Source organism: Citromicrobium sp. JLT1363 (genome assembly GCF_000186705.1).
Classification (GTDB): domain Bacteria; phylum Pseudomonadota; class Alphaproteobacteria; order Sphingomonadales; family Sphingomonadaceae; genus Alteriqipengyuania.
Genome location: NZ_AEUE01000006.1, coordinates 161616 through 177216 on the forward strand (window position 1 = coordinate 161616; position 15601 = coordinate 177216).

Annotated in this window: 16 protein-coding genes; 10 read left to right on the top strand and 6 right to left on the bottom strand. The window is 65.9% G+C overall.

The window, feature by feature from the left end:
* Positions 1 to 24 precede the first annotated feature (24 nt).
* Complete coding sequence (locus ADAD_RS15855) at positions 25 to 543, bottom strand: DUF6438 domain-containing protein (protein ID WP_139020416.1); 519 nt, start codon at positions 541 to 543, stop codon at positions 25 to 27.
* A 110-nt stretch (positions 544 to 653) separates the two neighbouring features.
* Here ADAD_RS15855 and rph point away from each other — a divergent pair, with 110 nt between their 5' ends.
* From rph to ADAD_RS0110605, 4 genes are read left to right on the top strand one after another with little or no spacing between them, the layout of a single operon-like run.
* Positions 654 to 1367 (top strand): ribonuclease PH, encoded by a 714-nt coding sequence (gene rph / locus ADAD_RS0110590; protein ID WP_010413529.1) that lies wholly within the window; start codon positions 654 to 656, stop codon positions 1365 to 1367.
* A complete protein-coding gene (gene rdgB / locus ADAD_RS0110595; RefSeq protein WP_010413531.1) occupies positions 1364 to 1999 on the top strand; it encodes an RdgB/HAM1 family non-canonical purine NTP pyrophosphatase in 636 nt (211 codons plus the stop codon). The genes rph and rdgB overlap by 4 nt, the downstream gene beginning before the upstream one ends.
* 43 nt (positions 2000 to 2042) lie before the next feature.
* A complete protein-coding gene (gene hemW / locus ADAD_RS0110600; protein WP_010413536.1) occupies positions 2043 to 3206 on the top strand; it encodes a radical SAM family heme chaperone HemW in 1164 nt (387 codons plus the stop codon).
* On the top strand, positions 3203 to 4099 hold the full coding sequence (locus ADAD_RS0110605) for a tyrosine recombinase XerC (RefSeq protein WP_010413538.1): 897 nt from the start codon (positions 3203 to 3205) through the stop codon (positions 4097 to 4099). Before hemW ends, ADAD_RS0110605 begins: the two co-directional genes overlap by 4 nt.
* Here the strand turns inward: ADAD_RS0110605 and ADAD_RS0110610 are convergent.
* From ADAD_RS0110610 to rsmI, 4 genes are all read right to left on the bottom strand, one after another.
* A complete protein-coding gene (locus ADAD_RS0110610) occupies positions 4096 to 4701 on the bottom strand; it encodes a DedA family protein (protein WP_010413540.1) in 606 nt (201 codons plus the stop codon). The two genes, ADAD_RS0110605 and ADAD_RS0110610, sit on opposite strands and share 4 nt — an antisense overlap.
* 115 nt (positions 4702 to 4816) lie before the next feature.
* The gene (gene gshB / locus ADAD_RS0110615) at positions 4817 to 5800 is read right to left on the bottom strand and encodes a glutathione synthase (protein WP_010413542.1); all 984 of its coding nucleotides are present in this window, start codon (positions 5798 to 5800) and stop codon (positions 4817 to 4819) included.
* A 108-nt stretch (positions 5801 to 5908) separates the two neighbouring features.
* Entirely contained in the window at positions 5909 to 6268 is a 360-nt protein-coding gene (locus ADAD_RS0110620) for a YraN family protein (RefSeq protein WP_010413544.1), read from the bottom strand.
* Positions 6265 to 7131, bottom strand: coding sequence for a 16S rRNA (cytidine(1402)-2'-O)-methyltransferase (gene rsmI, locus ADAD_RS0110625; RefSeq protein WP_010413546.1), 867 nt, complete (start codon positions 7129 to 7131; stop codon positions 6265 to 6267). Before rsmI ends, ADAD_RS0110620 begins: the two co-directional genes overlap by 4 nt.
* A gap of 27 nt (positions 7132 to 7158) precedes the next feature.
* On the opposite strand from rsmI, the gene ADAD_RS0110630 reads away from it, so the two are divergent.
* The 5 genes from ADAD_RS0110630 (at position 7159) to ADAD_RS0110650 (ending at position 12939) form a co-directional block, all read left to right on the top strand.
* Positions 7159 to 8394 (top strand): penicillin-binding protein activator, encoded by a 1236-nt coding sequence (locus tag ADAD_RS0110630; protein ID WP_010413549.1) that lies wholly within the window; start codon positions 7159 to 7161, stop codon positions 8392 to 8394.
* Positions 8395 to 8465: 71 nt separating this feature from the next.
* Complete coding sequence (parE, locus tag ADAD_RS0110635; RefSeq protein ID WP_010413557.1) at positions 8466 to 10454, top strand: DNA topoisomerase IV subunit B; 1989 nt, start codon at positions 8466 to 8468, stop codon at positions 10452 to 10454.
* Positions 10455 to 10690: 236 nt separating this feature from the next.
* A complete protein-coding gene (locus ADAD_RS0110640) occupies positions 10691 to 11767 on the top strand; it encodes an alpha/beta hydrolase (RefSeq protein WP_083825607.1) in 1077 nt (358 codons plus the stop codon).
* Positions 11768 to 11855: 88 nt separating this feature from the next.
* Complete coding sequence (locus tag ADAD_RS0110645; RefSeq protein ID WP_029140076.1) at positions 11856 to 12377, top strand: RNA polymerase sigma factor; 522 nt, start codon at positions 11856 to 11858, stop codon at positions 12375 to 12377.
* On the top strand, positions 12367 to 12939 hold the full coding sequence (locus tag ADAD_RS0110650; RefSeq protein ID WP_010413560.1) for a hypothetical protein: 573 nt from the start codon (positions 12367 to 12369) through the stop codon (positions 12937 to 12939). Before ADAD_RS0110645 ends, ADAD_RS0110650 begins: the two co-directional genes overlap by 11 nt.
* A gap of 14 nt (positions 12940 to 12953) precedes the next feature.
* On the opposite strand, the gene ADAD_RS0110655 is transcribed toward ADAD_RS0110650, so the two are convergent.
* Positions 12954 to 14168 (bottom strand): bifunctional alpha/beta hydrolase/OsmC family protein, encoded by a 1215-nt coding sequence (locus ADAD_RS0110655; protein ID WP_033193329.1) that lies wholly within the window; start codon positions 14166 to 14168, stop codon positions 12954 to 12956.
* 116 nt (positions 14169 to 14284) lie between these two features.
* Between ADAD_RS0110655 and ADAD_RS0110660 the strand changes: the two genes are divergently transcribed.
* Entirely contained in the window at positions 14285 to 15574 is a 1290-nt protein-coding gene (locus tag ADAD_RS0110660) for a serine hydrolase (protein WP_010413562.1), read from the top strand.
* Positions 15575 to 15601 lie beyond the last annotated feature (27 nt).

Here is a 15601-nt window from a genome sequence, read left to right on the forward strand (position 1 = left end):
CTTGGTGATCCATGATTGCTCGGCTCACTTGAGCCGGTCGTAAATCTGGCGGTTCTCGGCCGTGCCGACAAGATCGTCCACCGGCAGTTCCTGCCACGCCTGGTAGAGCGCATCGCGGTTTTCGACGAGACCGGGCTGGCGGCAGCCGAGATACCAGTCGAGTGTGACCGGCTCCCGGCCAGCTTCGTGCCAGGTGATCTTTACCGAGGGGGAATCTGTCGCCACGGGCCCGTCGCAATTCTCATACCCGTATGCGACCGAGCTTTCCGGACGGAAGGGCGCGAGCCGTTCGGCAAAGGCCTCGAATTCTCTCTGGCTTGCGGTGAATGCGGCGGTTCCCTTTTGCTGCACGAAACGCTCGCCGTGGTATGTCCCGGCCCCATTCCGGGCCACGGAGAGCCTGAAGGACGGGCAGAATCCGAAGCACGGTGTCAAGCTGTACTCGATCGCCTCGGCAGACGCCGCGCTGTCCGGCGCCTGGCCGGGTGTGACGCAGCCTGCAACGGCAAAAGGCAGTGCGCAAATCGTGAGAATTCGGATCATGACCGAGGCCTTTCGTAACGGGGGGCGTTCGTGATGGAGCATGTCCACTGGCCACGTGATGAATAGGCGGCTAGGGCGCGTGCGACCAGTCAGACCAAAGGATTTCCCCCATGCGACCTTCAGGCCGCGCGCCCGACCAGATGCGCGCCATTTCCATCGAAACCGGTTTCACCAAGCATGCCGAGGGCAGCTGTCTGATCAGTTTCGGCGATACGCGCGTGCTGTGCACCGCCAGCGTGGAAAACTCCGTCCCGCCGTGGATGCGCGGCAAGGGTGCCGGGTGGGTCACCGGCGAATATTCGATGCTGCCCCGTGCCACCCACACCCGCGGCAGCCGTGAGGCGGCGCGCGGCAAGCAGTCGGGCAGGACGCAGGAAATTCAGCGGCTTATCGGGCGCAGCTTGCGCGCGGTCGTAGACATGAAGAAGCTCGGCGAACGCCAGATCACGCTCGATTGCGACGTGATCCAGGCCGATGGCGGCACGCGCACCGCAGCGATTTCGGGCGCGTGGGTCGCGCTCAAGCTGGCGATCGACGGGCTCAAGAAGTCTGGAGCGATCGTGGAAGACCCGATCACGGGCAAGATCGCGGCGATTTCCTGCGGCGTCTACAAGGGCACACCGGTGCTGGACCTCGATTACGACGAGGATTCGAGCGCGGATGCCGACGCCAACTTCGTGCTGATCGAAGGCGGCAAGATCGCCGAGGTTCAGGCCACCGCCGAAGGCGCAGCCTACGACGAAGAAGCGCTGCTGCGCCTGCTGCGCCTCGCGCAGATGGGCTGCGGCGAGATCTTCAAGGCTCAGGACGCGGCGGTGAAATGACCCGCCGTATCGGCTCGGGCAAGCTCGTCATTGCGACGCACAATGCGGGCAAGCTGAAAGAGATTTCGGCCCTGCTCGCCCCCTATGGGGTCGAGTGCCTGTCCGCAGGATCGCTCGGCCTGCCCGAGCCGGAGGAAACCGGCACCACCTTCGTCGACAATGCGCTGCTCAAGGCGCGCGCGGCGGCGGAGGGGTCGGGCATCGTCAGCCTTGCCGACGACAGCGGGCTTTCGGTCGCTGCACTGAATGGTCGCCCCGGCGTCTACACCGCCGACTGGGCCGAGCGGCAGTGGTTCGAGGGCGAACCGGGCCGCGACTGGTACATGGCGATGGGCAAGGTCGAAGGCCTGCTCGCGCAGCAGGGCGCGGACGTGGATCGCAGCGCAGCGTTCCACTGCACGCTGGCGCTGGCATGGCCCGATGGCGAATATGCGGTCTACGAAGGTATTGCGCCCGGATCGCTCACCTGGCCGCCGCGTGGACAACTGGGCTTCGGCTACGATCCGGTGTTCGTGCCCGAAGGCCGCGAGCAGACCTTTGCCGAGATCGACCCTGCGGAAAAGCACAAGATCAGCCATCGCGCGGATGCCTTCGCCAAGCTGGTCGCAAAGCAGTTCGGTCAACAGGGATAGGCGCGCGCTGGCCTTTGCGGCCTGCGCCCCCTAGATTCCGCCCATGCCCGCAGCGGACGATCTTGCGCTTTATATCCACTGGCCCTTCTGCCTGAAGAAGTGCCCCTATTGCGACTTCAACAGCCATGTGCGCGATTCTGTCGATGCCGCAGCCTGGCAGTCCGGGCTTCTGGCGGATCTGGCGCATGAGCACGCCCTGACGCAGGGCCGCCGCGTCGGCTCGATCTTCTTCGGCGGCGGCACGCCTTCGCTGATGCCCCCTGCCCTCGCCGGTGCGCTGATTGACGAGGCGACCCGGTTGTGGGGGCTTGCCCCCGATTGCGAGATTACGCTGGAGGCCAACCCGACCTCCTACGAAGCGCGCAAGTTTGCAGACTTCCGCGCCGCCGGGGTCAACCGCGTCTCTCTGGGCGTGCAATCGCTGCATGACGATGCGCTGGCCTTCCTGGGGCGCGAGCATAGCGCCGCGGAAGCCGTGCAAGCGCTCGAGAATGCGCAAGGCCTCTTCCGCCGTGTCACTTTCGACCTGATCTATGCCCGGCCCCGCCAGACGGCGAAGGAGTGGGAGGCGGAACTGGGGCGCGCTCTCGCCTTCGGGACCGAGCATCTCTCGCTCTACCAGCTGACCATCGAACCGGGCACCGGGTTTGCCGGGGCCGTGGCGCGCGGTCGGCTGACCCCGATGGATGCGGATGAAGCCGGCGACCTGTTCGTACAGACGCAGGATCAGACAGCGGCGGCAGGCCTGCCCGCCTACGAGATCAGCAACCACGCAAAGCCCGGCGCGCAGAGCCATCACAACCTGACCTACTGGCGCTATCGCGATTACGCGGGGATCGGCCCGGGAGCGCACGGTCGGCGCTGCGGCACGGCGACGGTCCGGCACAAGAAGCCAGAGGCATTCCTGCGCCGCGTCGCAGAGAACGGGCACGGCATTGCGGAGGAACGCGCGCTGGGACGCGAGGAAGCTTTGGGCGAGGCGCTGCTGATGGGCCTGCGGCTCGCCGAAGGTGTCGATCTTGCGGCGCTGGCGCAGCGGTTCGGCACCATGCCCGATGCGCTGATCGATGCAGGACGCTCGGATTTCTATGCCGATCTCGGCTTCGTCACGCGCGCGGGCGATCATCTCACGATCACGCCGCAGGGCATGCCGCTGCTCGACGCCTTGCTGGCAGAGCTGGTTGCCGCCGATTTGTGCACAGCATGAGCGGCAGCGTGCTGTCGCGGTGGGAGAGCCACCTTGCGACGGAGCGTCGCCTCTCGCCGCACACCGTGCGCGCCTATGTCCGCGCGGCGGAACGCTTGCTTGAGGCGACCGGACTTCAGGACTGGACGGCGATAGCCGCGCTCGATGCGCCTGCCCTGCGCGCCCAGCTTGCCCGCCGCCGCGCCGATGGGCTGAGCAACCGTTCGGCTGCGCGCGAGCTTTCTTCGCTGCGCGCCTTCCTCGCTTTCGCGCGGGCCGAGACCGGGGCCTCGGATGCCCAGGCTCCGCGCCTGCGCGGACCGCGGATAAAGCGCACCCTGCCCCGCCCGGTCACGCCCGACGAGGCGGTTCACATGGCGCAGACCATCGGCGAGAGACGGCGCGAAGAATGGACGGGTCTGCGCGACCGCGCCGTGCTGCTGCTGCTCTACGGCGCCGGAATGCGGCTGGGAGAGGCGCTTTCGCTGACCGGGGCGGATGCGGAGATGGGCGAAACGCTCCGCGTCACCGGCAAGGGCGGCAAGACGCGCGTGGTGCCGATCCTCCCCGCAATCCGCACGGCCGTCCGGGAATATGTCTCCGCCTGCCCGCACGATCTCACGCCGGAGCAGCCGCTGTTTCGGGGATCGCGCGGCGGACCGCTCTCTGCAGGCCTCGTCCAGCGCGCGGTGGCGGAGGCGCGGGCCGAGATCGGCCTGCCCGCCAATGCTACGCCTCATGCGCTGCGCCACTCCTTCGCTTCGCACCTGCTTGGCGCGGGCGCGGACCTGCGCAGCCTGCAGGAACTGCTGGGCCATGCGAGCCTTGGCTCGACCCAGATCTACACGGAGGTCGATGCAGCACGCCTGCTCGAAACCTATCGCAGCGCGCATCCTCGCGAGAGGAACGACTAGCGCTCTGCGCGCGGCTTCCAGCTGTAAAGACGCCAGCAGTACCCCGCGACCGCCAGCACCAGCGATGCGATGACGATCCACCCGACCAGATCCTGAACATCGGAGAAGGTCCCGACCAGCCATTGGGCGCCCAGAATCAGGATCACGTTCCAGATCGCCGCGCCCGCCGTGGTGAAGATCAGGAACCGCCACAGATTCATGTGCGCGAGGCCCGCCGGTAGCGAGATCATGGTCCGCATCACGGGGAAGAACCGGAGAAAGAAGACCGCCCAGCCCCCGTGTTTCTTGAAGAATTCGGACGCCCGCTCGATATCTTCCCATTCGAGGGTGAGCCATCGGCCCCACCTGTCAATGAACGGACCGAGCTTTTCGTATCCCACCCGGTCGCCGAACCAGTACCAGGCGTAATTGCCTGCGACCGTGCCGATCGTTCCGAAGATCAGCAGGGGCCAGAAGCTCATCCGGTCTTGCGTCACGGCGAGCGCGCCCGCCCCCATAATCGCCTCCGAGGGTAGCGGGGGGAAGATGTTCTCCAGCGCCATGAGCAGCGCGATACCGAGATAGCCGAGCCGCCCGATAATGCTGACAATCATTTCGTCCATGGCGCACCAATGCGCAGGACAGCTGATCGGGGCCGAAAAACGTGGCGAGAACCAAGATCGGAGAAGGGGTGAACCGAAGCCGCAGGGGATCAGACCGCCTTCGCACGCCAGCGCGTCAGCCGGCGGCTTCCATCTCCCTATGCCGGCGCTCGGTCGCGTCCCACAGCGCGCCGGCCGTATCGGTGCCATTGAAGCGGTCGATCGCGACGATGCCGGTGGGCGAGGTCACGTTGATCTCGGTCAGCCACTCGCCGCCGATCACGTCGATCCCCACGAACACGAGGCCGCGCCGCTTCAGCTCGGGGCCCATGGCAGCGCAGATTTCCGCCTCGCGGTCGGTCAGCTGCGCGGCTTCGGCAGATCCGCCCTGCGCCAGATTGCTGCGGAACTCGCCCTCGCCCGGCTTGCGGTTGATCGCGCCCGCAACCTCGCCATCGACCAGCACGATGCGTTTGTCTCCCTCGCTCACCGTGGGCAGGAAGGCCTGCACCATGTGCGCCTCGGGCCATTGCCTGTCAAAGACTTCGGACAACGCAGAGAGGTTCGTACCGTCACGATCGATCTTGAAGATCGCCTTGCCGCCATTTCCATGCAGCGGCTTCACCACCACCGCGCCGTGCTTTTTCTGGAAGGCCTGAATGTCCTCCAGCCGCCGCGCGATCAGCGTGGGCGGCATGAAGCGCGCGAAATCGAGCACGAACATCTTTTCGGGCGCGTTCACCACTTCGCGCGGGTCGTTGACCACCAGCGTGGTGCCCTTCAATCGGTCGAGCAGGAACGCGGCGGTGATATAGCCCAGGTCGAAGGGCGGATCCTGCCGCAGCCACACGACGTCGATATCCTGTGCCAGGTCGATCACGCGGCGCTCGCCCGTCCATTCGAAATGGTCGCCTTCCTTGCGGCGGACCCTGACCGGCCGCGCATGGGCGGTGATTTTCCCCGCCGGGGTGCCATCGCTTTCCCAGGCGAGGCTCTTCACATCATAGTGCCAGACTTCATGGCCACGCTCCTGCGCCGAGAGCATCAGCGCGAAGCTGCTATCGCCCGCGATCTTGACGCTTTCGATGGGGTCCATCTGGAAGGCGGTGCGTAGGGTCATAATTGCTCCATTCGTCACCCCCGCGAAGGCAGGGGTCCAGACAAGCTGCCCGGTTGCGCATCCGGCAAGGTCGGCTGGGCTCCTGCCTCCGCAGGGGTGACAGGCCGGTTACGGCATCCAGGCATTGGCGATGTGGCGAGGCTGTGCGCCGGGCGCAAGCAGGATCACGTCGATCCGGATATCCTCTCCACCGGTGGCATATTCATGCGCGACCGCGCCGACTGCCGCTGCAACCCGCGAGAGCCTTTTCTCGTCTATAGCCAGATCGAGGTCGGGTACGCTGCGTCGCCATTTGACCTCGACGAAAGCGATCAGACCGTCCTTTCGCGCAACAAGGTCGATTTCGCCCAGCTTCGTCTTGCGGCGCCGGTCGACTATCTCCCACCCCGCGCTCTCGAGCCAGCGGGCGGCTTCTTCCTCACCGCCTCTACCCGCCTTCTCTGCCCGTTCGCGTTTCTGGCTGCTCACTCACGCAGCTCCAGTGCGCGCGCATAGAGTGCCTTGCGATCCGCGCCGGTCGCCCTGGCGACCTTCGCCGCTGCCTGTGACGGCTTTTCGGTCTTCAGGGCATCGCGCAAAAGCGCATCGACATCCTCGGCACTGGCATCGGTCTCCTGCGGCGGTTCGACCAGCAGCACGATCTCGCCCTTGGGCGGTTTCGCCTCGTAATGGGCGATCAGCTCCACCGCGCTGCCAAGCCGGCATTCCTCGTGCAGCTTGGTAATCTCCCGCGCCACCGCGACCCGGCGCCCAAGCAATCTATCCTCTATCGCGCCCAGCGTCTTGGTCAGCCGGGGCCCGCTTTCGTAGAAGACCAGCGTTGCATCCACCATTGCGAACTCGGCCAGCATGTCGGCCCGCGCCTTCTCCTTCACCGGCAGGAAACCTGCGAACAGGAACCGGTCGCTCGGCAGGCCGGCCAGCGTGATCGCGGCGATGGCGGCGCAGGGCCCGGGAATGGTCTGCACCTCCACCCCTGCATCGCGCGCAGCGTTGACCAGGCGGTACCCGGGATCGGAGATCAGCGGCGTGCCCGCATCGCTCACCAGAGCGACTGCACGTGTGGCCATGCTGTCCACCAACCGCGCGCGGTCACGCTCGTCCGCATGGTCGTTGTAGCGCCACAGGGGTTTGCTCAGCCCCAGGTGCTTCATCAGCTTGCCGGTCACCCGCGTGTCCTCGCAGGCGACACCGTCACACCGCGAAAGCACGTCGACTGCCCGCAAGGTAATGTCGTTCAGATTGCCAATCGGCGTCGCCACGATATACAGGCCGGGCGCAAGGGCGGCGTTCGAAGGGGCGTCGCTGGAACTGGTCACGAGACGGGCCATGAACCAATGCAAGGGATATCCGCAAGCATGATGGGCCCCACCAGGATCAACCTCGCCCATTGCCGACGCCTGATCGTCGCTCTGGGGGCTGGCTTGCTGCTCGCAGGCTGCCAGATCATTCCGGATGTGGGTGGAGATGCGCGCACGCCTCCGCCGCCGACCTCGCAGCCAGGTTCGCAGCCCGGCCCCGTCACCGGCGATTCGCGGACTCCGCCGCCGATCCCGCGCGACCGGCCGGTGCCGCTGCCGCAGGATGAATCGCGCCACCGCGTGGCGCTGCTGGTGCCGACCAGCGGCGGCAACGCGCGCGTGGGCGAATCCATCGCCAATGCGACCACGATGGCGCTGCTCGATACCAACGCCCAGAACCTGCGGATCACGACCTACGATACGTCGGAGGACCCGCGCGGCGCCGCGCGGCGCGCCGTGGCGGAAGGCAACCAGCTGATCCTGGGCCCGCTGCTCGGCCGCAACGTGGCAGATGTGCTGGCAGAGGCGCGCCCGGCGGGCGTTCCCCTGATCGCCTTTTCCAACGATGTCAGCGTGGCATCACCCTCGGTCTTCCTGATGGGTCTTTCTCCCTCGCAATCCGTCGCCCGCACGGTCGAATTCGCGCGGGGGCAAGGCGCGCGCAATTACGGCGCGCTGGTGCCGGACGGCGAATATGGCCGTCAGGCGGAGCTTGCCCTGATCGAGGCGCTGCGCAGTGTCGGCGGCAGTCTGGTCGCCACGGAACGCTATTCGCGCAACGAGGGGTCTGCCGAAAGCGCCGCCCGGCGGCTGCGTGCACGCGGCGGGTTCGATACGGTGATGATCGCGGACAGCCCGCGGCTCGCCATCGCAGCCGCTGCCGCCTTGCGCGAGGGTAGCGATACAACGCCGCGCCTGATCGGGACCGAGCTGTGGAGCGGCGAAAGCGCCATCCCCGCAGCCGGCGCGATGAGCGGCGCGATGTTCTCCGCCTTGTCGGACAGTCGCTATCGCCGGTTCTCCGAAAGCTATCGCAACCGCTTCGGCGGCTCGCCCTACCGGATTGCGACGCTGGGATACGACAGCGTGCTGCTGGCCCTGCGGGTGGCGGGCGATGGCTGGCGGCCGGGAACGCCCTTCCCCACCAGCGAGCTGACCAGTGCGGGCGGTTTCCTCGGCCTGGACGGGGCCTTCCGCTTCCGCAGCGACGGCACGGCCCAGCGTACGCTGGAGGTGCGCGAGGTGCGCGATGGCCAGGTGGTGGTCGTCTCGCCCGCGCCGGACAGCTTCTGATCCGCCAAAACCTGCGGACAGGGCGTGCGCGCGGCTTGTGAAGGCGCGCGCTCGCGCCCACACTCGGGCCCATGTCCGATGATCTGTTCGATGGTACGCCGACCTCCAGCGGCGATTACGATTCCTCTTCTATCGAGGTGCTCGAAGGGCTCGAGCCCGTCCGCCGCCGCCCCGGCATGTATATCGGCGGGACGGACGACCGCGCGCTGCATCACCTCGCCGCCGAAGTCCTCGACAATGCGATGGACGAGGCGGTGGCGGGCCATGCCAGCCGGATCGAGGTCAAACTGGAAGAAGGGAACCGGCTGAGCATCGCGGACAATGGACGCGGCATGCCGGTGGACGAGCACCCCAAATATCCGGGCATGTCGACGCTCGAAGTCATCATGTCGAAGCTCCACTCGGGCGGGAAGTTCTCGGGCAAGGCCTATGCGACCAGCGGCGGCCTGCACGGCGTCGGCGTCAGCGTGGTCAACGCACTGTCGGAGCACACGCGGGTCGAGGTTGCGCGCGACAAGACGCTTTACGCGCAGGAATTCTCCAAGGGCCAGACGCTCGGCCCGATCGAAGAGATCGGCGCGACGCCCAACCGGCGCGGCACGACGGTCAGTTTCACGCCCGACCCGGAGATCTTCGGCTCGCGCCAGTTCAGCGCCAAACGGCTGTTCCAGCTCGCCCGGTCGAAGGCTTATCTCTTCGCCGGGGTCGAAATCCGCTGGAAATGCGCCGACAGCCTTGCGGGCGAAGACATCCCTGCCGAGGAGACCTTCAAGTTCCCCGGCGGGCTGGCCGATCACCTCGCGCAGCGGATCAACGGCCGCGAGTGCGTCACCGCAGAACCCTTCGCCGGAAGCCAGGATTTCCCCGAGCAGAACGGCACCTCGCAGGGCCGGGTCGAATGGGCGATCGCCTGGCCGCTGTTCTCCGAAGGGGCGACCAGCTGGTACTGCAACACCGTGCCGACCCCCGATGGCGGCACGCACGAACAGGGCCTGCGGTCCGCGCTGACCAAGGCTTTGCGCGCCTTCGGCGATCTCGTCGGCCAGAAGAAGGCCAAGGATATCTCCGCCGACGACGTGATGACCGGCGCCGAAGTGCTGCTGTCGGTCTTCATCCGCGATCCGCAGTTCCAGAGCCAGACCAAGGACCGGCTGACCTCGCCCGAAGCCGCCAAGCTGGTCGAGAACGCGGTGCGCGACCATTTCGACCACTTCCTCACCGACAATATGGAGCGCGGCAAGGCGCTGCTCGGCGAGGTGATGGAGCGCATGGACGAACGCCTGCGCCGCCGCGCAGAGCGCGAGGTGAAGCGCAAGACCGCGACCAACGCCAAGAAGCTGCGCCTGCCCGGCAAGCTGACCGACTGTTCGGGGGAAACGGGCGCAGAGACCGAACTGTTCATCGTCGAAGGCGATTCCGCCGGCGGCAGCGCCAAGCAGGCGCGCGACCGCAAGACGCAGGCGATCCTGCCGATCCGCGGCAAGATTCTCAACGTCGCCAGCGCCAGCGCGGACAAGATCCGCGCCAACAGCGAAATCGCGGACCTGATCCTCGCGCTGGGCTGCGGTGTCCGCAAGGACTGCGACGCCGATCAGCTGCGCTACGACCGCGTGGTCATCATGACCGATGCCGACGTCGACGGCGCGCATATCGCGACGCTGCTGATGACGTTCTTCTTCCAGGAAATGCCGGACCTCGTGCGCAAGGGGCACCTGTTCCTCGCCCAACCGCCGCTCTACCGGCTGACCTCCGGCAAGGAGAGCCGGTATGCGCGCGACGAGGAACACCGGCGCGAACTGGAAGAGACCGTCTTCAAGGGCAAGAAAATCGAGATTTCGCGCTTCAAGGGCCTGGGCGAAATGAACCCCGCGCAGCTGCGCGAGACCACGATGCACCCCGACAGCCGCAGCCTTATCCGCATCACCCTGCCCCCCGAGTTCGAGGACCGCGCGGCGGTGAAGGAACTCGTCGGCCAGCTGATGGGCCGCAATCCCGAACACCGCTACCAGTTCATCCAGAACAAGGCGGGCGAACTGGATCGCGAGCTGATCGATGCCTGAGACTTTGCGTATGGCAGGCTGGCCTTACATGGTTTAAACCTCGCCACTGGGCGCATCTACTTTCGGGAGAGAGTGCTTTGCAGCGTTTCGGGGGCCGTTTGCTGCTTGCGGTTTTCGTACTCGCATTGGGCGCTTGCGGCATTCCCGCGCCTGACCCTGCCTTGTGGCAAACCCCGACGAGCGATTGTCCATCGCTTCCGTTTGCGGAGGGGCCTGATCCCGCCGACATATTCGTGATGTCGACCAGTTTGCCCGATTGCCGCGCGCAAGGCATGAGTTTTTCCACTTATCGCAGCCATCGGGGCGCTGTTTTTGCCAAGGCGAAACTGACCGGGCCGGATGATTCTCCGGCCATGACCAGCATCACTCGCCGTGTCGAAGAAAAGGACAGATGGCTTGCCGCCATCCGCAGCGCCGTTTCGGCCGAAGGCGGCAGTGCCGGGAAGCTCGTGATCTATATTCACGGCTACAACAACAGCTACGACGAGGCTCTGGAAACAGCGGAAAAGGTGCGGCGCTCCTACCGCTATACGGTCCCCACCGTGCTTTTGTCCTGGCCCTCGCGAGCGAACGGCCAGGGTTATGTGTTCGATGAGGCAAGCATCGGCTGGGCTCAGCAATACAACAGCCGGATCATTACCGACCTTGCGGAGGTCGCGACCGACATCACGATCGTCTCTCACAGCATGGGCGCACGCGCGCTGGTCCAGGGCGTCCTGGATCTCGATGCGCGTCGGCCCGATCTGGCGCGGCACGTGAAGCGACTGGTCATGGCTTCGCCCGATATGGACCGGCACCGCGTGCTACGCGACGGCGGCGAGATCGACAGCCTGCTCGCCTTCGGCAGACCGGAAGGCGGCGCGGGCGAACGGCGGGATATCGTTGTCTATACTTCGGGGCAGGATCGCCCGATCCAGCTGTCCCGCATGGCTCACGGCTACGCGCGCCTGGGCAGTACCGAATGCAAGTATTCGGTAGACTACCAGGATCGCGACGTCCCGAAGCCACAGAGCGACGACTGTCATGCCACGCGGCAGAGGGACAACTTCTGGATCATCGACACATCCAGAAGCCCGGGGCCGGATTCGGACGTCTGGCGCCATAGCGATGTGTTCGATTCATGTACGGGACGGGCGGACCTGCGCGCGTTCCTGATGGGCTATCATGACCGCCCCTGGCGCCAGCGGCTGGATTGGGAAAAGCGACCCGACTGGCACGAAACCCCAGCGTGGAAAGACCGGGTCGGCTGGCGTCTGGTCGACGACCCCACATTGGAACGCGATGGCGTTTGCGTGGAATGGGTGCCCGACTAAACCGCTTCCTGCGGACACGCGAACCGGAAGATCCGGAAAATCTCGCGATTCCCTGTAAGGAACCTCCTCGCTCGGCGACTAAAGGGGCATGACCGGGCAACAGGCCACTCTTTACACCCAGGCCGGCGAGCAGTTTGCTCCCGCAATCGCCCGGCTTGCCCGCGCGATGGAACGCGATGCCGACAAGGCGCGCGATCTGGAACAGGACATCCACCTCGAACTGTGGCGCAGCTTTGCGCGGTTCGACGGCAACTGCGCGCTCAAGACGTGGGTATTCCGCGTCGCGCATAATGTCGCCGCGGATCATGTCGGGCGCGACAGCCGCAAGCCGGCGACCGTGGATATCGAGGAGATCGAGACGCTGCCTGAACCCGGCAGCGCGGAGAAGGCGGCGGCGGATGCTCATGCCCTCGCCCGGCTCCACGCGATAATCCGCACACTCCCCCTGCTCGACGCGCAGGTCATCCTGCTGTGGCTCGAAGGCCATTCGGGGGCGGAGATCGCGGACGTTACGGGGCTTACCAGCGGCGCCGTCGCCACCCGCCTTTCGCGGCTGAGGAACAAACTCGCCGCCCATTTCGAACTTCCGGAGGTCGACCATGACCGATGATCTCAAGCACATCTGGCAGGCCGAGGACGCTGCCGGGACCTTCACCAGGCCGGAGGAACTGGTGCACCGGACCAGCAGGTTCGAGCGCCAGGTGCGCCGGCGCAACCTCATCGAATATGCAGCAGGCGCCCTGCTGCTCTGCCTCGAGGTTCCCGCCTTCGTCATGTTCGTTGCGATCGGCGAGCCGATGATGGCGGGCGCCATGGTGCTGATGGCTCTCGGCACGCTGTGGGTCCTGTGGAACCAGTACCGGCGCGCATCGCTGCAGCGCCGCCGTCCGGAAGAGGATTGTCGCAGCCACCTGGTGGCGCAATATCGTCGCCAGGCGGAGGCACTGCGCACGGTGCCCTTGTGGTATATCGGGCCTCTTCTGCCCGGCGTGCTGGGTGTCTACGGAACGGTCGCATTCAAGGCGATCGGCAAGGTCGACGCGTGGGACATCCTGGTCGAGATGGGCCCGCCCTTCGGCGCGACGCTGGCCTTCTTCGGCTTCGTCATGTGGCTCAACCAGCGCGCCGCGCGCAGCCTCCGGCGTCAGGCCGACGAACTGGAGGCAGCGTGACGCCTCGCCCCGCCCTAGTCTTCGTGCACGGTATGGATATGCAGATGCCCTTCGAGCGTCCTGTGCACCGGGCACTTGTCCGCAATCTCGATCAGCCTGTCGCGCTGTTCGGCGGAAAGGTCATCGCCCAGAAGCGTGATCGTGCGGTGCAGCGCCTGGACCTGGCTACCCTCGTCCTCGCAATGGTCGCAGTCCTTCCCGTGATCGCGTTCGTGCGTCACCGCCACCCGCGCGCCCTCGAAGGGCAGACCCTTTCGGTCCGCGTACATCTTCATCGTCATCGCGGTGCAGGTGCCCAGCGCGGCGAGCAGCAGGTCGTAGGGCGTGGGCCCGGTATCGTCCCCCCCGTAGCTTCTCGGCTCATCCGCGACGAAGCGGTGCGAGGGCGTGTGGACCTCCGTGCCGAACTTCCCGTTGCCGCTGCACACGACCACGCCTTTTTCGGGCATCGGCCAGTCCTGCCGCATCGGGATGTAGCGTGCGCCCCAGGCGGCGATCATGTCGGCGATGAAATGCGCGTCTTCTGCCTTGGTGAGGAGATGATCCGCCCCGGCGAGGCTGATGAAGCTCTTTGGGTGGCGGGCCGCTTCGAACAGCTGGGACGCGTTCTCGATACCCACGGTGCCGTCGGTCGGCGAATGGGCGATCAGGATCGGCAGCTTCAGGCGCGCGACTTCCGCAGGCAGGTCGATCGCCCGCGTCTTGTCGAGGAATTCGCGGCTCAGATGAAACGCGCGCCCGCCGATTGTCACCTCGCCCGATCCATCGCGCTCGATCGCATCGAGATCGCCCTTGATGTTGCCGAGCACGTGCGGAACGTCCGCCGGGGCGCCGATGGTGGCGATGGCCGCTACCCGGTCACGCCCGATCATGTCGGCCGCTGCCAGCACCGCCGCGCCACCGAGACTGTGGCCGATCAGCAGGATTTGCCCCCCGAACCGTTCGCAAAGATGATTGGCCGAGACGACCAGATCCTCGACATCGCTGGCGAAGCCCGCGCGGCCGAAATCGCCGCCGCTTCCGCCCAGCCCGGTAAAGTCGAACCGCAGGCACGCAATCCCCTGCCGCGCCAGCGCGCGCGTCACCTCAACCGCCGCCTTGCTCTGCTTCGTGCAGGTGAAGCAGTGTGCGAACAGCGCGGCACCGCGCACCAGCCCGGTCGGCAGTTCGAGCGATCCCGCCAGTTCGTAGCCGCGCGCTGTTTCGATGGTGATCTGTTCGGTCGGCATCATTCGTCTCCTGTTGCGCCCGCTATACTTCGCATGGCGCGGCAGGGAAGTTCCGACAAAGCTTGGCCCAGGGCGTATCACGCACCTAACACATCTGGAATCCGAGGGAGAAATCCATGATTCGCCAAGCCCTTTTTGCCATCGCCTTGGCCACTTCGGCCGCGCCTCCTGCGCTGGCGCAGGCGCCCGATGCCCAGGTAACCGGGACCGAGAGCAGGTTCGAAGCCCGCGGCGATCACATCGTCGCGCTCATCAATGGCGAGCTTGAGGCACAAGACGTGCTTTCCGAGAGGTTCCTGGCACAGGTTCCAGCAGAGCAGTTCGCGCAGATCAGCCAGCAGCTCACGTCGCAGTTCGGAGCGGCCGTCGGGGTGGAATCGATCGAGCCTGTCAATGCGACCAGCGTGACAGTCACCCTGCGGTTCGAAAGGGCGCTCGCCAGCGGGCCGCTGACGCTGGAGGCTGAAGCCCCCTACAAGGTCGACGGTTTGCTGCTGCGCGATATCGTGCCGATCAATGACGATGCGCAGAGCATTACCGCCGACATCGAAGCGCTGTCGGGCGTCAAGGCGGCCTGGTTCGGCCCGCTCGATGGCGATCCGGTTTTCACATATGGCGATGCCACCCGGCAATTCCCGCTGGGCTCCACCTTCAAGCTCTACGTTCTCGCGGCGGCATCACGCGCGGTCGGCGACGGGCGCCTGGCGTGGGACGATGTGCTCATCCTGGATGCCAAGAGCTTCCCCAGCGGCATCATGCAGAGCTGGCCCGACGGCGCACCGGTGACGCTGCACACCGCAGCCACGCTGATGATCTCGATCAGCGACAACACCGCGACGGACCTTGTGATGCGCGCTGTTGGGCACGAGGCGGTTGAAGCGGAAATGCGCATGAGCGGGCACGCCAACCCGGAGAAATCCTTCCCCTTCCTCACCACGCGGCAAATGTTCGTCCTCAAGGCAAGCGAACAGGGAGAGGCCTACGCCAGCGCGGACCAGGCCCGGCGCCGCGCAATTCTCGCATCGCTGGATAGCGAAGAGGTGAACGAGAAGCGCGTGCTGGAAGTATTCAGCTCCGGCAGGCCGGTCCTGATCGAGGATATCGAATGGTATGCCAGCATGCAGGACGAGCGACGGCTGATGCGCGTACTTGCAGAGCTGCCCGGCGAAACCGCGCGCGAGATCATGGCCGTAACCACATCGCTTACCGATGCCGAGGAAGCCGAATGGAGCTATGTCGGCTACAAGGGTGGATCGGAGCCGGGCGTCCTCAATCTGTCGTGGTTGCTGCGTGACGATGCCGGGCAATGGCACATGCTCGCGGTCAGCCACATGGACCCGACGAGCGAGGTCGATACCTCTACGCTGATGATGATCGCCAAGCGCATCCTCGCGCTGGCGGAATAGGCCGCACCCCTTGCAGCGCCGCCTGCG